The organism is Pedobacter sp. Bi126, from assembly GCF_918698245.1.
GTDB lineage: Bacteria > Bacteroidota > Bacteroidia > Sphingobacteriales > Sphingobacteriaceae > Pedobacter.
On sequence record NZ_CAKKMS010000001.1, the window covers coordinates 374,196 to 392,466 of the forward strand.

Here is an 18,271-nt window from a genome sequence, read left to right on the forward strand (position 1 = left end):
CGCTATAAACCTATAAATCAAAAATTAGTTTTAACATTCTTGTATTTTAAAATCGATAAAAGATAAAAGTCGTTAAATCTTCAGCTATTCATATTTGGTTTAAACAAAACTAAGCAGAAAAACTTGAATAAAACGGCAAATATTGTAGAATTAGGAAGTCATATTTAAAAAAACAGACTTCATTAGCTATAACTACTGTTTAGAAAAGGCTTGTTGATATTTTAACGGGGTTTTACCTGTTATTTCCCTAAAATATTTGTGGAAACTGGTAAAATTATAAAAACCGCAGTCGTAGCAGATTTCTTTAACGGTTAAATCATTTTCAATCAATAGTTTACAAGCCTGTCCTACCCTAATTTCGTTCAGAAACTGTGTATAGGTTTTCCTGCTTTTAGTTTTAAAGAATTTACAGAAAGAATTGGGGCTGATTTTAGCTACCGCAGCAATTTCCTTTAGTTCTATTTTATTTTTGTAATTGCTGATGGTATAGTTATAAATAGATTGAATTCTATCTTTTTCATTCTCCAAAAAATTTGGCTTAAAGCCTAGCGAAACCAAAATGTTTTTCTCTTCGCAATTGGCTATTTCAGTTAATACTTCCAGTATTTTTATAATCCGCATGGTGCCTGTTGCCTCAATAATCTGTGGCATTAAACAAGCTATTTTCTCTTTTGAGATGCCTTGCAGCTGAATTCCCTGCCGCGATTGCAGCAACACTTTTTTCATCTCCTGGTTTTCGGGAAGATCGAGAAAATCCTTGCCTAAAAAATCTTCCTTAAAATGGATCGCATAAACTTCAACTGTTTCTCCACCCAATTCATCAAAAAACTCGGGGTCAAAGCGCCAATAGTGTGGCAAATTGCTTCCGAGTAAAACTACATCGCCATCCTTAAAATTTTTAATGCTATCGCCAATAAATTGCGTTCCTCTGCCCTTTTTTACGTAGATTAATTCTAATGCAGAGTGGTAATGCCAACGATTGTTTATATCGGGCATAATGTCTCTCCGAGCGCTAAAAGAATCTACCGAATTAGTAGATACATTAAGTAAATGCGGTTTCATAAAATCTTAAAAAATCAATCTAATATGCAAAATTATTTTGCATATCAGAAAATTGAGACAATATCATTTAATAATTAGATCATAAAGTTAAATTTTTATTAATGCTTAAGGGTTTAATTTGTAATACAACAACTAACCAAAAAGAACCTGCTTAAACCATTATAACCAAACAAAACATGAGCCACACTTCATCATCGAACTTTCAGGTATCCGATACACCAAAAAATGGTAAGGGATATTTATTTCCATTAATTTTGGTCACCAGCCTATTTTTCTTCTGGGGTTTTGTCCATAATCTCGATCCTATATTAATTCCGCATTTACGCAAAGCTTTTCAACTAAATGTTTTCGAATCTACCCTGGTCGATTCTTCGGTTTTTATCGCTTATTTTTTATTGGCACTACCTGCAGGCTACATTATGCGCAAGTATGGCTATAAAAGCGGTATCATATTGGGCCTCGTTTTATTCGCCATCGGCTGTTTATTATTTATACCCGCAGCCAATACCGCACAATATATATTTTTCTTAGGTGCACTTTTTATTATCTCCTGTGGTTTAACTTTTTTAGAAACAGCTGCAAATCCTTATGTTACCGTGCTAGGACCGCCAGAAACCGCTACACAGCGTTTAAATTTCTCTCAGTCTTTTAATGGTTTAGCTGCATTTTTAGCGCCGTTACTTGGCGGTAAATTTATTTTTACCGAAGTAAAATATACTGATGCCCAATTGGCGAAAATGTTGCCTTTAGAAAAACAGGCTTACATGCTTGAAGAGGCGTCGACGGTAAAAGCACCTTATTTAATTTTAGGGATTCTGATTATTGTAGTCGCTATTCTATTTATTTTCACCAAACTACCTGATATTAAGGAAGAAGAAAATGCCAAAGAAAAAAGCAGTTTTGGGCATGTGTTGAGTCATAGCCATTTGCGCTGGGCAATTATCGGGCAGTTTTTTTATGTTGGTGCACAGGTTTGCGTATTGAGTTTATTTATCAGTTTCATCACTTCATCAGCAGGGATAGGTCAGGATGAAGCTAAATGGTATCAAGCTGCTGCAGGAATTGCTTTTTTGTCGGGTAGATTTGCAGGAACCTTTTTTATGAGATATGTTGCACCACATAAATTATTAATGCTTTACGCCTTAATTAGTGCTGTACTTACCCTTGTATCTATTTTTGCAAGCGGCATGATTACTGTTTATGCTTTAATCGGTGTCTCTTTCTTTATGTCGATCATGTTCCCAACCATATTCTCATTGGGCATAGCAGGTTTGGGTAAAGATACAAAACTGGGCTCATCGTTAATTGTGATGTCTATTGTTGGTGGTGCCTTTTTACCGCCAATATTAGGTTTGATTTCAGATGCTACGCACAATATACAATATGGGTATTTGGTACCATTTATATGCTTTTTAGTGGTTTTCTACTTCGGATGGAAAGGATGGAAACCCAATCACATTGAAAAAGAAATTAGTTTAGAAGTATAAAATTGACAATGAAAAATTTAGTCATCAAGATTAACAATGCTGATAATGTTTTGGTTGCGTTACAAGATTTACCTAAGGATACCAAAATAGTGCATGAAGGGGATACCTACGTTACTGTTGATGAAATTCCTGCCAAGCATAAATTTTTTATGCAGGATATGAAAGCAGGCGATGAGGTAATGATGTACGGCGTTTTGGTTGGAAAGGTGCAGTTTGATGTAAAGGCCGGTATGCGGATGAATGTAGAGAACACCAAACATGCTGCAGAGCCATTTGCTTATCGCAATGTTAATTACAAATGGGAAGCGCCCGATGTAAGTAAATATGTCAACCGCAGTTTTAATGGTTATCACCGTAAAAACGGCGCAGTGGGCACCGCAAACTATTGGTTGTTTATCCCGACTGTATTTTGCGAGAACAGAAATCTGGATATTATTAAAGAATCGCTTTATAGTGAGCTGGGTTATGCGGTGGATGATAAATATAAATCCTACACCCACAAACTGGTTCAGGCCTTCGAAAAGGGAGAGGACATTAATCACATTAGTTTTGAACCTAAAGTAGATAAAGCCAGCCGCACTTTTAAAAATGTAGATGGTATTAAATTCCTCACACATAATGGAGGTTGTGGCGGAACACGTCAGGATTCGGATACTTTAAGCAAATTATTGGCGGCTTATGCCCATCACCCCAATGTGGCCGGTATAACTGTTTTAAGTTTGGGTTGCCAGCATTTGCAGGTAGAAGATTTTAAACGCGACCTGTTTGCACTTGATCCTGATTTTGACAAACCACTTTTAATTTTCGAGCAGCAAAAAGCACAAAGCGAAGAGCAATTGATCCAAAATTCAATCCGCAGTACTTTTGAAGGATTGATGTTCATTAATAAACAAGAACGCGCAGCAGCCCCGCTAAGCAAAATGTGTGTGGGTGTAAAATGTGGTGGTAGCGATGGTTTTAGCGGCATCTCAGCTAATCCGGCTGTTGGTTATTGTGCAGATTTATTGGTGGCCTTAGGCGCCAAGGTTTTATTGGCCGAGTTCCCCGAACTTTGCGGCGTAGAACAGGAAATGATCGACAGATCTGTTGATCGACCTACTGCCGAAAAATTTATCCGCCTAATGACTGAATATGATGATCTGGCGCATAAAGTTGGCTCTGGCTTTTACATGAATCCTTCTCCAGGCAATATTAAAGACGGTTTAATTACCGATGCGATTAAGTCGGCAGGTGCTGCACGTAAAGCCGGCTCCTCTCCTGTTGTAGATGTTTTAGATTATACCGAACCAGCTACTAAACCCGGCTTAAGCTTGGTATGTACCCCTGGGAATGATGTAGAAGCAACCACAGGTAAAGCTGCTGCAGGAGCAACCTTAATTCTGTTTACAACCGGTTTAGGTACGCCAACAGGAAATCCGGTTTGCCCCACCATTAAAGTGGCTACCAACTCGATCCTGGCGAAACGCATGAGTGATATTATCGATATCGATACAGGAGCAGTGATTAATGGCGAAAAAACCATTAACGAAATGGGCGAAGATATATTAGAATACTGTATTAAAGTAGCCAGCGGCGAAGAAATCCCTAAAGCTGTACAGCTTAATCAGGATGATTTTATCCCCTGGAAAAGAGGTGTAAGCCTTTAACCCATGGAAGATGGATAATCGATCCGTCATTTCGACTGAAGCGCAGTCCCGATTTTCGGGAGAGAAATCTATATAAGCAAGGCTAAAGAACCCTCTGCGTTCTCTGTGAAAACGCTGCGTCCTCTGTGGTAAAAAAACAAAAATACAACCAAATATGAATTTAAATTTAGACGGCAAAATAATCCTGGTAAGTGGTGGTGCCAAAGGCATCGGCGCGGCAATTGTTAAAGCATTGGCCATTGAAAAGGCTTTTCCGATTATTATTGGCCGTAACGAAGATGATAACCTGAAAATGCTTCAGGAAATAAAAGATTTAGGCTTAAAAGCAGATTATTTTACTGCAGAACTCACCGCACCCGAAAGCTGTAAAACCATTGTTGATGCGATATTGGCAAAATATGGCAGAATAGACGGCCTAGTGAACAATGCGGGTGTTAACGATGGTGTTGGTCTCGAAAATGGCACTTATGAAGGTTTTATGGAATCGCTGCATAAAAACGTGGTGCATTATTACCTTTTGGCCAAACATGCCCTACCAGCACTTAAACAGAGCAAGGGATCTATATTAAATATCGGTAGCAAAACTGCAGAAACCGGACAAGGTGGAACATCTGGTTATGCCGCATCTAACGGTGCCAGAAATGCCTTAACACGAGAGTGGGCAGTAGAATTATTGCCTTTCAGCATCCGTGTTAATGCGATTATTGTTGCCGAAGCCTGGACGCCCTTATACGAGAAATGGATCAACACTTTTGAAGACCGTGACGAAAAATTGAAGAACATTACTGATAAAATCCCTTTCGAAAACAGAATGACCAGCGTGGATGAGATTGCCAGCATGGCGGTATTCTTATTATCAGATAAATCGAGTCATACTACAGGCCAACTGATCCATGTGGATGGTGGTTATGTACACTTGGATAGGGCTTTGTTGTAACCAAAGGGACTTTGTTATGCTGCACTGAAAAATCTGTTTCAATCAATTGTCATTATATTGTATTTCTCGTTTTAGCTACAAAAGTACCCGATTAGGCTACAAATAACACGCAGACCTTGCCCACATTTGATCCATCATTTATTTAAATAAAAATTATGGGACATCAACAAGAAAATCAAGGTACAAATACCCCAATAACCAATAAGGTTTGGTTTATTACAGGCGCATCGCGTGGATTTGGGCGTGTGTGGGCAACTGCTGCCCTGGAACGTGGCGATAAGGTGGCTGCAACAGCACGGACGCTCTCCAGTATTGCCGACCTTCAGGAAAAATACAAAGAAAATGTATTGACACTGGAACTGGATGTGACCAATTATGAGCAGGTAGAAAAAACCGTTCAACAGGCCTACAAGCATTTTGGAAGATTGGATATTGTATTAAATAATGCTGGTTATTCGCTTGTTGGCACTATTGAAGAAGCCACCATTGATCAGGTTAAGGCCATGTACGATACCAACCTTTTTGGAGCGGTGGCTGTTATAAAAGCCGCCCTGCCTATATTGCGCAAACAAAATTACGGACATATTTTAGGTACTTCGAGCAACCTTGGTCATGTTGTTTTACCCGTTATCGGTTATTATAGTTCATCTAAATGGGCATTTGAGGCCATCCACGAAAGCCTGGCAGCAGAGGTAAAATCTTTTGGGATTAAAGTAACCATTATCGAACCCGGTGCCTATGCCACTGAATTTGGAAGTCAGGCTTCTCTAAAGTTCGCTGATGGTATGGAGGTATACACCGACTTTAAAGCTCAGTTTTTTGAAGGTTTACAGCGTATGGAAAGAGGTAATCCGGAGGCTACACCAGATGCGATTTTTAAAATTGTTGATACTGAAAACCCACCTTTACGTTTCTTTCTCGGCAGCCATAACTTGCCTTGGGTACGTACCGCTTATGCAGAACGGATGGCCACTTGGGAAGAATGGGAACCAATATCAAACGCTGCACAAGGATAATTAAATAGAAAAACTTATCTATAACCGATAAACAAGGCTTATCGGTTATATTTGTATCATATCAATATGAAAAAGGAAGATAACAGCCCTTATAAATTCAATTCCTTATCGGAAGCACACCGGATAATGGGGCTGCCACAACCTAAACACCCGCTGATCAGCCTGATCAATAATGAAAATCACCCGGTTGAAATGAGCGGCCAGCCAAATTCGCACATCCTTAACTTTTATAAAATCTCTTACAAGCCAAAATTAAGCGGCAGGCTAAAATACGGGCAGAGTTATTATGATTTTGATGAAGGTGGTTTGTTGTTTGCTGCTCCGAACCAGATTATCGGCCATGAGCAGGATTTAGAATCAAGTGTTTGCTCATTATATACCTTATTGGTCCATCCTGATTTTTTATTGTCGTACCCTATCGCCAAAAAAATCAAAAGTTACGGTTTCTTTTCTTATTCAACTAACGAAGCATTACACCTGTCAGAAAAGGAAAAGGCAACCATTATTGCTATTTTTCAGAGTATTGAAGAAGAATTGAACAGCAGAATTGACGATTTTAGTCAGGATGTGATTATTACACAGATCGAATTGCTGTTGAACTACAGCAACCGTTTTTACAAACGCCAGTTTATTACACGCAAGGTGCTTAACAACGATCTTTTGCAAAAATTGGAAGAACTATTGGAAGCTTATTTTAATGATCGAACGCCAATACTAAAGGGTTTACCAACCGTGCAGTATCTTTCCGATCATTTAAATATTTCGCCAAGTTATTTAAGCGATCTGCTCCGTTCGCTAACAGGACAGAACGCACAACAGCATATCCATCAAAAACTGATCGAGAAAGCAAAGGAAAAACTATCGGGCACCAGTTTATCGGTGAGCGAAGTAGCTTACGAACTGGGCTTTGAACATTCGCAATCTTTTAACAAACTCTTCAAGGCAAAAACCAAGGTTTCACCATTGGCATTTAGAAAAATGTTTAATTAACAAAAGAAAATTCTTAAGTAGCGTTTTGGTTCTCTACACCGTATAAGCTGTAAATTAAAGCTTAATGAAAAAGAGATTATTACTCCTCCTGGCTATAGCATGCCTTTTGTATGTATCATGCAAAAAATCAGACAACAACAATGATGGGCCGGGCGAAGTTTATGGTAAGTGGAAACTCACCGAAACAATGCAGGATCCCGGTGATGGAAGTGGCAGATATAAAAAGGTAAGCGGCCAGGCCAAATACCTTATTCTAAGCAAATCGGCAGATAAAGCCGGTAAATTTGAAGGTGATGCCCTTCCAGATTTATTTTCATTCAGGATTTTGGACAGTGTAAAAATGGAAGTTTACAGCAACACTTACAAAATGCCATTGACTTATTATTACAAAGTTTCGGCAAAATCGCTTCAACTTAATCCGCCCTGTATTGAGGGTTGTGGATACCGTTTCGTAAGGGAATAATAATAATCTTGTAGCTAAGGTTCTTAAAAAGCTTAATTTATTGGACTCAACAAGATCCTTCTTAAATACGATCGTTCTGCTAATTGGATAGCGATCAGATCAGCAGAACATCATTCTTATTTAAACAGTTAAACTATCCCATATCACCTGATAAACATCTGGTGCGCATAAGGTTTTATCCATTGCCTTTGAAGTAACCAGAACAGGTTTAAATTGATCAGCTACATTAATGCTGCCATGCGATCCTTTAACTAAAGTGGCATCAAGCGGAATTACATCCATTACATAACGGAAGCCGGCTTTTTTCCTTAAAAGTTTATACCCCGCCCTCAATTTAGAGGTCATGAACATTTCGACAGGATCGTAGCCTGGTTTTTTATGGATATCAACCACCCTAGCATAATCTGGGGCTTTGGTATCATCCAGCCAGAAATAATAGGTAAACCAGCTGTTTTCTTTTGCGGTAAGAACCAGATCTCCAGAACGTTCGTGATTAATATGGTGTTTCTCCTGTTCTGCCTTATCAAGCACCAATTCAATATCAGGTACATTTTTCAATAAGGCTTTTACCTGCTCGGTTACACTTTTATCGTTGATGTAAACATGCGCTACCTGATGGTCGGCCACTACAAAAGCTTTGGAAGCGCCCGCATCAAGCAATTCCAGCCCTCTCTCTTCACGGATCTGGATCAAACCGTTTTCCCTAAACAAACGGTTAAGGTGGATCGGTTTATTTACAGGCGCAATGCCATATTCGGAAAGTAAAATAATGCGCGCCCCCCTGCTTTCATAAAAACGCACCAATTCTTCTACCACCTGATCGATTTCTTTTAGTTCTGTACTGATTTTATCCTGTTCAGGGCCAAACTTTTGCAGGCAGTAATCTAAATGGGGTAAATAAATTAAAGTAAGCGTAGGATTGTGCAGCTTTTCAGTTTCCATCGAAGCATCTGCAATCCATTTTGTTGATTTAATATTCGCACCAGGGCCCCAGAACTGAAACAAGGGGAATTGCCCCAGTTTAGCCTGTAAATGGTCGCGTAATTCGGCAGGTTGCGAATAACAATCTGGTAACTTACGGCCATCGGCAAGGTAATTTGGCCGTGGTGTTACCGAAAAATCGGCTGTTGAATACATGTTGTACCACCAGAACATATTGGCACAGGTAAAATTCGGATCTTCTTTTTTAGCCTGATCCCATATTTTTTCAGCATTCACCAGTTTATTAGATTGTTTCCAGAATTTAATTTCTGCATCTGCATGATCGTACCATCCATTGCCCACAATACCATTCTCTGAAGGGTATTTACCAGTGAGATAACTCGACTGCACAGCCGTTGTAACTGCAGGCAATAAAGGTTCTATGGTAGTTAAATGGTTCTCAGCAATATATTTCTGAAGAAATGGCGTATGCGCCCCAATTACGGAAGCAGATAAAGCTACGATATCGATAACAACGGTTTTATGCATGTTCTATTTTTCTAATAAATTTTTAACCCAAGCCAGTTCCCTGATAATTGAATCGTTTAAAGGTGCTTTTAAAGCTGTAGGCAAAACTTCCCAGGTATAGGTTTCTACTTCTAAATGAGCGGTAAAAGGGTTATTTTTTTGCAAGTTTAATACCTCGGTAATATCCGATTGTGTAGATTGGATCAGCCCCATGTCCTCAACAAAAATAGGTACATGAAAGTGTGCCCGCCACTCCTCTACTTCAGGATTTTCTCCCGCTGCCAGTGCATCAGCAAGGTCGGGATAACGCAATAGTGAACCATCATTTTTTCGGGCAATTACCTGATGGAGGTAAGTAGGCTCATCAAAACGGCCCAATTGAGCCAATACGGCTGTTCTCTCCGATACAGCTGCAGGTAATTTAGCTTTCAATGCGGCACTGATCTGGATTTTCCCAATCTGAATGCCTTTCTCCTGCAGTTCATTGATGATGGCTGTATGGGGCTCGTAACCGATTGCGAAATGACAAACATCATAACACAAACGGATGTGCATTTTGATCAGATTTTCTGCTTCATTGGCGTTTAAACCCGATCCATCCGAAAAATATTTTTTTCCAGTTGGTAAAAGTTCGTTTTCAAACCAGTTGATAAATTCGGGACCAGATTCGAGAAAACCATCGGGTTCCGGTTCGATATCGAGATGGATGATTTTATCTGTCTTTTTAAAGATTTTTGCTAAACCTCCGGCAACTTCCAAAACATGTGTACTTGCAGTAACTGTAGCTTTTTCTCTTTCCAAAACATCCTTAAACCAAGGTTTGTAGCTTAATGGCGATGTCGAAATGCCTCCATCCATACCTTCCGGGATTAACTGTGAAAGAATTTCTGCTAAACGGAGTGTATATTCAACGCGATCTCTCGTCGTCCAATCGGGGGCATGTACCTGATCTTTAACCCTGGTATGATGAAAACCGCCATATGGAAATCCGTTCATGGTAAAAACATATCCACCTTCCTGCTCGAGCCACTGCTTAAATGTTTCCAGGTGATTTTCTTCCAGCAATTCGATACTGGCGAGATTGGAAAGGCGTAAACCTATACCCATCGGTGCCTCTGGCGACAATTGCGCTTTCAATACAGGAAAACTATCTTTCAACACGGCAAAATGTGCCATCCAGTTTTCTCCTGCATAAATGTTGGTACAAAAGGTTAAATGTCCGGAAGTTAATTTCATAGCTTAATGTTGAATAATAGCGGTTTGGCTGTTTAAAATTTCGGCAGCTCGTTTTAAAATGTCGGCATCAATTTCGTGAACTTCTTCTCCACTACCCAGGCCTGTAAGTAAGGTAATGGTCAGCTCTCCACCAAGATGCTCCCTAAATTCTTCCAGTCCCTGCAAAATTGGGCTATTACCTTCGGTAACCTGTAACAAAGGATGCGTTAATTCGAAACCAAGATGCTGAATCAGGGTGATTATCCTTTGTGCATCCTCGGTACTGATCCTGCCAGATAAATTGGAATACACAGCATCTAAGGCAATCCCCATGGCAACGGCTTCACCATGCCGCACTTCAAAATTAGTCAGATATTCTAGTTTATGGGCGCTCCAATGACCAAAATCTAATGGACGGGCCGAACCGTTTTCAAAAGGATCGGCACTGCGGATATGCTCCATATGGAGTTTTGCACATTTCCAGATCTGGTAGTTCATAGCTGTCATATCCCGCTGCGCAAGCGCCGTGACATTTGCTTCCAGCCACTCAAAAAACTCAGGGTCTTTAATCAATGCCACTTTAATTGCTTCGGCAATACCCGAACGCCAATCGCGATCGGATAAAGTGCTTAAAAACACCTCATCATTAAAAACTGCAACAGGCGGCGAAAAAGTGCCTAAAAAGTTCTTTTTATTGAAATAATTAATGCCGTTTTTAACCCCAACACCCGAATCGTTCTGCGAAAGCACAGTACTTGGAATCCTGATGTGTTTAATACCACGGTGTGCAACAGTAGCCGCATAGCCCACCATATCGAGCACAGCACCACCACCAATGGCAGCAACAAAAGAATGCCTGTCGATACCATGAACATTGATGGCTTCCAACACCTGATCGAAATATCTGGTATCGTTTTTCACCTGCTCTCCTCCTGGAATGATCAGGATATCCTGAACCAGTTGCGTTTGAGGGTATTTTGAAAAATAGGTTTTAATCTGGGTGTTAAGGTCTTTGTGTGCATTTGCTACACCTTCATCTATTACAAACAAGATTTTCTTTACTGCAACAGCCGGATTTAGGTTAACCAAAAAACTGTTCAACAGTTCGTTTTCAGGCAGAAAAAGCGATGAAGTAAAGAAAACATTATAATTATATTGTACGGTAAAGGATTGATGTAAATGTTCCATATCAATTTGAGAATGTGTGTTTGATGGTTAAGTAACGGCGAATAATTTAGAGAGCCACATGGATAATGGCAATAAAGCTGCAATTATAAATGCCAAAATCAGGGCATCGAAAGTTACGGCCCAGGCTGCATCCATCAAAATAAGTGAAATTACGCCAGCTTTTACCGCCCCGCCAATATTTTTACCGATAGGCTCCTTTATTGCTTTTAAAAGTGGCCTGAAAATCATAAAGCTAAATGGAACCAGAAACAGCAACGACCACAGCAACCTATCGTTAACAAAAGCAAAATAAGCAATAGCGCAGATCACGATTGCATACAGAAAAGCGGCTAAATATAAATTTTTAGCATGGCCTCCGTGAACTTCGCCACGGCTGGTCATGGTGATCGAGAAAATATAGATTACTGGAATAATGGCCAAATAATAATGACTGCACAGCATTGCTGGCACAATACTCAAACCCAGTAGCAAGTTAAATCCGCGGCATAAGCCCATATTCAAGGGGCCGAAAAAAGAATGGTGTTTACCAAATTTATTATAAAGCAAAGCGAAAACGGCCACCAAAAGGGCCAATAATCCCGATGTTAAACTATTTAATGCAGCTAATGCAATACCGCCCAAAAGTAACAGGCTACCTAAAATGGTTGCATTTTTTAAGCTGATCAGCCCGCTGGGAATGGCCCGCTCCGGACGTTCTATTTTATCCAGATCGGCATCAAAAACATCGTTAAAAACGATTCCTCCTCCATACAAACAGGCTGTTGATGCGGCCAAAAACACAATGGATAACCACGGAATGGAGAGCCCACTGCTTAAGGCACCTGAGATGGCAATTCCTGCTAAAATATCGGCTACTGATGTAACAATATTGGCAGGGCGCATCATGCGCAGATAGACAATTATTTTTTTCAATACTTTAGCTGATGATGATAGATGATTTATCCGTTCTTGGCTGTTGTCCGCCACGCAAAATGGTATTGCCTTCGAATTTCTCGGTAAGGTCTACATTTTTTTGCGCATTAAAATCGGCTTCATCCAGCTGTCCGCTCTGTGCAAATGCGGTAATCGCATTATTGTAAGTAACCAGCTCAATAGCCTCATCGCTTAAACCACGTATTTTCATTAAAGCAGCGGTTTTTGGTACGGCTAAAGGATCGCTGATGCCCCAATCAGCAGCAGAATTTACCATAATCCGCTCTGGACCATATTGTTTTACAATTTCTACCATGCGCTCGTTACCCATTTTAGTAAACGGATAAATGGTAAAAGCAGCCCAAAAGCCTCTATCTAAAACCTCTTTTACTGTCTCTTCGTTATTGTGATCGATAATTATGCTATAAGGATCAAGGCCATGCTCCAAAGCAATATCCATACTGCGTTGTGTGCCTTTTTTCTTATCGCGGTGCGGTGTATGTACCTGTACTGGCAAACCTGCTTCTTTAGCAAGCTGAAGTTGTAATCTATAATATTTTTCTTCGGCTGCAGTCTGATCGTCGAAACCGATTTCGCCTATGCCAACTACACCTTCTTTATAGATAAACAAGGGCAATATTTCCATTACCTGCTCTGCCAGTCTTTCGTTATTGGCTTCTCTTGAGTTAAGCCCAATGGTGCAATAATGTTTAATGCCAAATTGAGAAGAGCGGAAGCGCTCCCAGCCGATCAGGCTACTGTAATAATCTCTAAAACTATCCAATCCGGTACGTGGCTGCCCCAGCCAAAATGCGGGTTCTATCAAAGCAACAACTCCTGCATCAGCCATCGCCTGGTAATCGTCGGTCGTTCTCGAAGTCATGTGAACATGTGGGTCGAAGAATTTCATTCCCTTTACCGCACTGATATCGAACGCTTCAGGCTCCCCCATCAATGCTTTATCTCTTTCAATTGAACTACTGCAACACATATATTTCTATTTTGAATTTCTAATGGTTAAAATGAATCCCAGTTTAAGTTCCCTTCTGTGAGGGCCAACTTAAGTTCAGGAAAAGTGTTAATATAATCTTTTGCCGGCTGATATTCAGACTGCGCAACAGCAAGTGCAATAGCACGTTGTTCAATTTGGTCGTAATGCTGTAAACCGACTTTAAGGGTCTCAAAAATCTCGGCATTGATAAATTTACCAACCAGGCGCCAAAGCTGTGGGTTTACCTCTCGTTTGGCAGCCCAACGTTCTTTTGCATAATCAATCAAAGTTAATGCAAGATCCAGATTGGCACGTTGATCTAAACCAACGATGAACTTAATATTTTTTTCGGTAAAGAATGCCTTCAGCACCAATTGGTTCCAGGCAGCTTCATCCAGATTTCCTGAAGGATAGGGATTGTTTTCCATTATCGCTTCCAAAACCGACCCGATATTACTCCTGATCCCTTCAGCACAACGTTTTACCCAAATTTCAGGATGCGCCAAAAACGGCAAGGCCGAATACAAAGCCACCGCCTCATTCATTTCTGCCGACAGGAATAACCGATCCACGGTTGTGTAAAGTTTTTCCTGGTCTATTGAATTTAATGTGCTCAGCAACCAAACGCGACAAAGCCTATCGATAGTCCAGTTGCTAATATAACTGATCCCAGCCTCTTCTATTAAAACCTTTTGCCCTTCGTTAAGTTGAATTAGCATTTTCCCGGTTTTGCGCGGCACCATCACAAATGCCTGACTGATCTTATTGCTTTGATCAGCGGATTGTGTTATACTTTCCAACCAATTTTGGCCATCTGCTGTTACATTGCTTTTTACTATAGCTGATAAAGCTTTTTGGATAGCCATCGTATCATCACCTTTCATAAAGTATCTAAATCTATTAGCTGGTGATACCCGCCGAAACAAAATAATTAATCAATAACGCCCCCGCAATAATCAACAGGCCAAAAAACTCTCTTGTTTGCTCGATGTAAGGTTTTGTGGCCTGCATGCTCTGCACAAGGCTCTCGCGTCTGTATTTGGTAATCCAATCTCGCACACCATCTTTTGCGAAGAACAGGATAGCAGCATAAATTAAGTAGAAAGCAGTTAAAAACAGATACACGAAAGGATAAAATTTACCCGCCGCAGCCAATCCGCAGCATATTGCGGCACTTAAATAGATAGATACCCAAAGAAAAGCATCGTTATCATTTAAATTTACATAGGCAAAGCCTAAAAACGAGATGCAAAAAATAATGTTGAGAATAATTAAAAGCATTTTAAATTATTTGGTTTAAAACAAGCTAAATCGATTTCTTGATTTTTTTCATTGAAAAACAAAGTTATTTAAACTGAATGCTTTTTTTGCTTAAAAATTGTAAATTATATACTGCTATAAAAGTTTTTTTTGATTAAAAATGAATAATAAAACGTTAAATGCGAATAATATATATCCTAGCTTAGCGAAGGAAAAATAGCATCGAACATAATATTGGCCTGTCCCTTAATTAAATCAATATCTTCATGTTTATTATTAACCAATAAATAGGTGCTGTTTTTTTCTTCCATGAAATGGCTAAAATATGCTTCACCAATAAGATTATAAACAGCATAACGATATATTTTAAAACGTTTTGTACAATCCTTACTTTCCTCGTAAGACCTTTTTGGATCAAAGGTATGCGATCCTAAAAAACCAAAGCTTGCTATAGGATTCTTTTTCAATATCTGTAATATAAGCTGTATACAGGTTGCCACAATTTTACCCATCTTATTTTCACCAGTGAGGACATTGAATTTCCTTGGATGTTTTTTTAAACGTGCAGGAAAAAATTTCAACACATAAATATTGAAAAGATACTCTTCAACCTCTATATGATATTTTTCTTTCTGAGTTTTAAAAATATAAGTTGTTCGCTCTTTTAAGTACTGAGCTCCTTGAAATTTATTGGTAAAATGTTTTGTAAATGGATATGAATGATCAAACATTAAGGTATCAAGTGCTTGTATGCTTGTGAACGTCCATTATTGATTTGACTGGAAGTCACACGTACAAGATTTGATTTTGATGTAGAGTTGATTTTAACACAAGAATTTTTGGCCGAAACTGCACTGTTATAAGGTGCTTTATTTTGTCCGTATGAATTGTTATTGCTACCCATGATAATTCTTTTAAGTGTAAAATAATAACAACGATCAATTTAAATTGTTATTATTCATTTCTACTTACTTATTGAGAGTGACTAATTTTCATCAAAGTTAAAGTATTTTCATCATATTTCAATAAATATTCTTTTTCCCTATAATTGTAAATAAATATGTATCAAAACTTTATCAAAAAATTATGTAGAATATCTATTTAGCACTAAAATACAAGCTTTAAAATATTCGCAAGCACAGGATTATGGTCATCGGCACGCCAATTAATCAATATATCGGTTTTAAAAGGCAAGGGAATAAACCGTAAGCCAGGACTTTGATGGTGCATATAAGAATCAGGCAAAATGGCTATTCCCAATCCCTTGCGTACGAGTGCAATAATTGTAGATCCAAATTCTGAATGTAGAAATACATCAGGAACAAAATCGTAAGATTTGAAAAGTGCCTGAATAATCTCGCTATAGCTACTCCCCTCATCCTTAGTGGGCAGGATAAATTTTTGTGCTTTAAGGCGCTCCGTAGATAAATCTTCAAATCTTTTAAAAGAATGTGCTAACGGAACCACCAGCGCCAGATGATCAGAGTAGATTTTTTTTGATTTAATCCCCTGCTCACTGGTAATATCCCTCGTAATGGCCAGATCAATTTTATAGTTCTTTAGAAAATCCAGCTGATTTTCATATAAAACCTGTACCAACTTAATTTGAAGCTGTGGAAATGCCTGCGTTATCTTAGCCAAAATATCGGGCATGATAGAAGCCGATATTGAATCAGGATGTGCAATGGTAATGGTCCCGCGCTCGCCTAAATAGATCTGTTTTGCAAACTGATGGATATATTCGAGCTCACTTAACTCGACTTCCCATTTTTCTTTTAAGAATTTACCCGCCGGAGTGAGCTTCACATTACGCTTATTACGTTCGAAGAGCTGCAGACCCAATTCATTTTCGAGCGACTGAATTTGGCGGGTTAGGGCTGACTGCGTGATATTTACCTTTTCAGCTGTTTTCCAATAATGAAGCTGTTCTGCCAGGGCCAAAAAATACTTGATTCGCTGAAGATCCATTAATGCAAAATACGCATTAATAAATGAAAAAATAGCATTTTATTACATTTAAAGAGTTGTTACATTCGTGCCATGGAGCAGATTATAATCGAAAGGGCAACCCTGGCTGATATCAACAAATTACAGGAGATCGGGAGAACAACATTTTCTGAAGCTTTCGCGGAGGTAAACACTGAGGAAAACATGAAAGATTACCTCGAAAAAGGCTTTTCGGAAGAAAAACTGAAAGCGGAACTGAGTAATCAGGATTCTCAGTTTTATTTTGCACAGCTTGATGGAAAAGTTATTGGCTATTTAAAGATCAACATTGGGCAGGCACAAACCGAAAAACTGGATCCTGATGCACTTGAAATTGAGCGTATTTACCTTCTAAAAGCATTTTATGGTCAGAGAGTTGGCCAGCTACTGTATCAAAAGGCCATTGATATTGCGCTTGAAATGCAAGCCAGTTATGTATGGCTGGGCGTATGGGAAGAAAATTACAGGGCATTAAGATTTTATGAAAAAAATGGCTTTACACCTTTCGGCAAGCATAAGTTTTGGCTTGGAGATGATGAACAAACAGATCTGATGATGAAAAAAGAATTGGTTAACGATCATGAATTAAAAGTATCCTAATGGAAAAAAGAAACCTCTTTTTGATTTTATTGATACTGGGTACTGCGTTCTGGGGAATTTCATTTTCTGTTACCAAGCTTGCTATCGGACAGCACCAACCTGTTTTGTTTTTGTTCTACCGTTTTTTACTCGCCACAATGGTTCTATCGGTTATTTTTTGGAAATATGTAAAAAAGCTTGATTCGACCGCTATTAAAACTGGCGCAAGTTTGGCTATTCCGCTGGTACTTGGCATTTATTTGCAAACACTGGGTATCACACATACATCGGCATCGCAATGTTCATTTGTAGCCGGAATAACCGTTGTAATGATTCCGGTGATTAAACTTGTTATTTATCGAAAACCTGCAGCACTAAAAATATGGATTGCGGCATTTACAGCGCTAATTGGGCTTTTTGTAATATCGGTTACTGATAAATTCAACATTGGAACCGGAGATTTATACACTATCGTCGGCGCTTTTTGTTTCGCCATATATTTAATCCAGATTGAAAAAGAATCGATAGCAGGCGACATTATCCCTACCATTGTACCTATGTTTGCCACTTGCGCCATATTAACTTTTCTATTAACATTTATTCAAGGAAACGCCACCTGGATTCCTCAGCAAGAAACATTTTGGATTGGAATCATTTTTTGTGCGCTATTTTCAACGGCATATATGTACACCATATCGAATATTTCTCAAAAGTACATTAGCGCCGAAAGGGTATCCATCATCTATCTTTTCGAACCTATTTTCGGCGCTTTCGCAGCACACTTTATTTTGGGAGAAGAAATTACGTCAAGGTTATTGATTGGAGGCGGAATGATATTTCTGGCAACACTGATCTCCGAACTGAAGTGGCGAATGCCAAATCCATTTGCAATGCTTAAGGTATCGAAGGAGAAAAAATATTAGGCTTATTTTATTAAGCTAGGAGTTCGGCACAAGAATAATAATTTAACCACAGATAGGAAGGATGCACACAGATATGAAAATCCGTGTTTATCTGTGTGCATCTGTGGTTAAAAACGCCTAACTTAACATCATTGAGCATCTGTAGAGGCGGTACCTGATTTTAGGAA

At 39.1% G+C, this 18,271-nt stretch carries 18 protein-coding genes; 8 read left to right on the forward strand and 10 right to left on the reverse strand.

The genetic code is table 11. The features are described 5' to 3' along the window. Positions 1 to 192: 192 nt before the first annotated feature. The gene (locus LQ201_RS01355) at positions 193 to 1,062 is read right to left on the reverse strand and encodes an AraC family transcriptional regulator (RefSeq protein WP_230144042.1); all 870 of its coding nucleotides are present in this window, start codon (positions 1,060 to 1,062) and stop codon (positions 193 to 195) included. A gap of 176 nt (positions 1,063 to 1,238) precedes the next feature. On the opposite strand from LQ201_RS01355, the gene fucP reads away from it, so the two are divergent. From fucP to LQ201_RS01385, 6 genes are all read left to right on the forward strand, one after another. Next, positions 1,239 to 2,549, forward strand: a complete 1,311-nt coding sequence (gene fucP, locus LQ201_RS01360; protein WP_230144041.1) for an L-fucose:H+ symporter permease — start codon at positions 1,239 to 1,241, stop codon at positions 2,547 to 2,549. Positions 2,550 to 2,557: 8 nt separating this feature from the next. Then, the gene (locus tag LQ201_RS01365; RefSeq protein ID WP_230144040.1) at positions 2,558 to 4,195 is read left to right on the forward strand and encodes a UxaA family hydrolase; all 1,638 of its coding nucleotides are present in this window, start codon (positions 2,558 to 2,560) and stop codon (positions 4,193 to 4,195) included. 154 nt (positions 4,196 to 4,349) lie between these two features. After that, complete coding sequence (locus LQ201_RS01370) at positions 4,350 to 5,132, forward strand: SDR family oxidoreductase (RefSeq protein WP_230144039.1); 783 nt, start codon at positions 4,350 to 4,352, stop codon at positions 5,130 to 5,132. Between the two features lie 155 nt (positions 5,133 to 5,287). Further along, positions 5,288 to 6,148: an SDR family NAD(P)-dependent oxidoreductase gene (locus tag LQ201_RS01375; protein ID WP_230144038.1), complete on the forward strand. Its 861-nt coding sequence runs from the start codon at positions 5,288 to 5,290 to the stop codon at positions 6,146 to 6,148. A gap of 66 nt (positions 6,149 to 6,214) precedes the next feature. After that, the gene (locus tag LQ201_RS01380; protein ID WP_230144037.1) at positions 6,215 to 7,138 is read left to right on the forward strand and encodes an AraC family transcriptional regulator; all 924 of its coding nucleotides are present in this window, start codon (positions 6,215 to 6,217) and stop codon (positions 7,136 to 7,138) included. A 64-nt stretch (positions 7,139 to 7,202) separates the two neighbouring features. After that, complete coding sequence (locus LQ201_RS01385; RefSeq protein ID WP_230144036.1) at positions 7,203 to 7,601, forward strand: hypothetical protein; 399 nt, start codon at positions 7,203 to 7,205, stop codon at positions 7,599 to 7,601. A 120-nt stretch (positions 7,602 to 7,721) separates the two neighbouring features. Here the strand turns inward: LQ201_RS01385 and LQ201_RS01390 are convergent, their stop codons facing one another. The 9 genes from LQ201_RS01390 to LQ201_RS01430 form a co-directional block, all read right to left on the reverse strand. After that, positions 7,722 to 9,071, reverse strand: a complete 1,350-nt coding sequence (locus LQ201_RS01390) for an alkaline phosphatase family protein (RefSeq protein WP_230144035.1) — start codon at positions 9,069 to 9,071, stop codon at positions 7,722 to 7,724. A gap of 3 nt (positions 9,072 to 9,074) precedes the next feature. Next, on the reverse strand, positions 9,075 to 10,286 hold the full coding sequence (gene eboE, locus LQ201_RS01395) for a metabolite traffic protein EboE (RefSeq protein ID WP_230144034.1): 1,212 nt from the start codon (positions 10,284 to 10,286) through the stop codon (positions 9,075 to 9,077). A gap of 3 nt (positions 10,287 to 10,289) precedes the next feature. Next, the gene (locus LQ201_RS01400) at positions 10,290 to 11,453 is read right to left on the reverse strand and encodes a 3-dehydroquinate synthase (RefSeq protein ID WP_230144033.1); all 1,164 of its coding nucleotides are present in this window, start codon (positions 11,451 to 11,453) and stop codon (positions 10,290 to 10,292) included. A gap of 27 nt (positions 11,454 to 11,480) precedes the next feature. After that, a complete protein-coding gene (gene eboC, locus LQ201_RS01405) occupies positions 11,481 to 12,365 on the reverse strand; it encodes a UbiA-like protein EboC (RefSeq protein ID WP_230144032.1) in 885 nt (294 codons plus the stop codon). Between the two features lie 4 nt (positions 12,366 to 12,369). Continuing rightward, positions 12,370 to 13,356 (reverse strand): TatD family hydrolase, encoded by a 987-nt coding sequence (locus LQ201_RS01410; protein WP_230144031.1) that lies wholly within the window; start codon positions 13,354 to 13,356, stop codon positions 12,370 to 12,372. A 26-nt stretch (positions 13,357 to 13,382) separates the two neighbouring features. After that, a complete protein-coding gene (locus tag LQ201_RS01415; RefSeq protein WP_230144030.1) occupies positions 13,383 to 14,240 on the reverse strand; it encodes an EboA domain-containing protein in 858 nt (285 codons plus the stop codon). Between the two features lie 16 nt (positions 14,241 to 14,256). Further along, complete coding sequence (locus tag LQ201_RS01420) at positions 14,257 to 14,637, reverse strand: transmembrane 220 family protein (protein WP_230144029.1); 381 nt, start codon at positions 14,635 to 14,637, stop codon at positions 14,257 to 14,259. A gap of 176 nt (positions 14,638 to 14,813) precedes the next feature. After that, complete coding sequence (locus LQ201_RS01425) at positions 14,814 to 15,347, reverse strand: hypothetical protein (protein WP_230144028.1); 534 nt, start codon at positions 15,345 to 15,347, stop codon at positions 14,814 to 14,816. Positions 15,348 to 15,723: 376 nt separating this feature from the next. Continuing rightward, positions 15,724 to 16,584 (reverse strand): LysR family transcriptional regulator, encoded by an 861-nt coding sequence (locus LQ201_RS01430; RefSeq protein WP_230144027.1) that lies wholly within the window; start codon positions 16,582 to 16,584, stop codon positions 15,724 to 15,726. Positions 16,585 to 16,656: 72 nt separating this feature from the next. On the opposite strand from LQ201_RS01430, the gene LQ201_RS01435 reads away from it, so the two are divergent. After that, entirely contained in the window at positions 16,657 to 17,202 is a 546-nt protein-coding gene (locus LQ201_RS01435) for a GNAT family N-acetyltransferase (protein ID WP_230144026.1), read from the forward strand. Next, positions 17,202 to 18,104, forward strand: coding sequence for a DMT family transporter (locus LQ201_RS01440; RefSeq protein ID WP_230144025.1), 903 nt, complete (start codon positions 17,202 to 17,204; stop codon positions 18,102 to 18,104). The genes LQ201_RS01435 and LQ201_RS01440 overlap by 1 nt, the downstream gene beginning before the upstream one ends. Positions 18,105 to 18,271 lie beyond the last annotated feature (167 nt).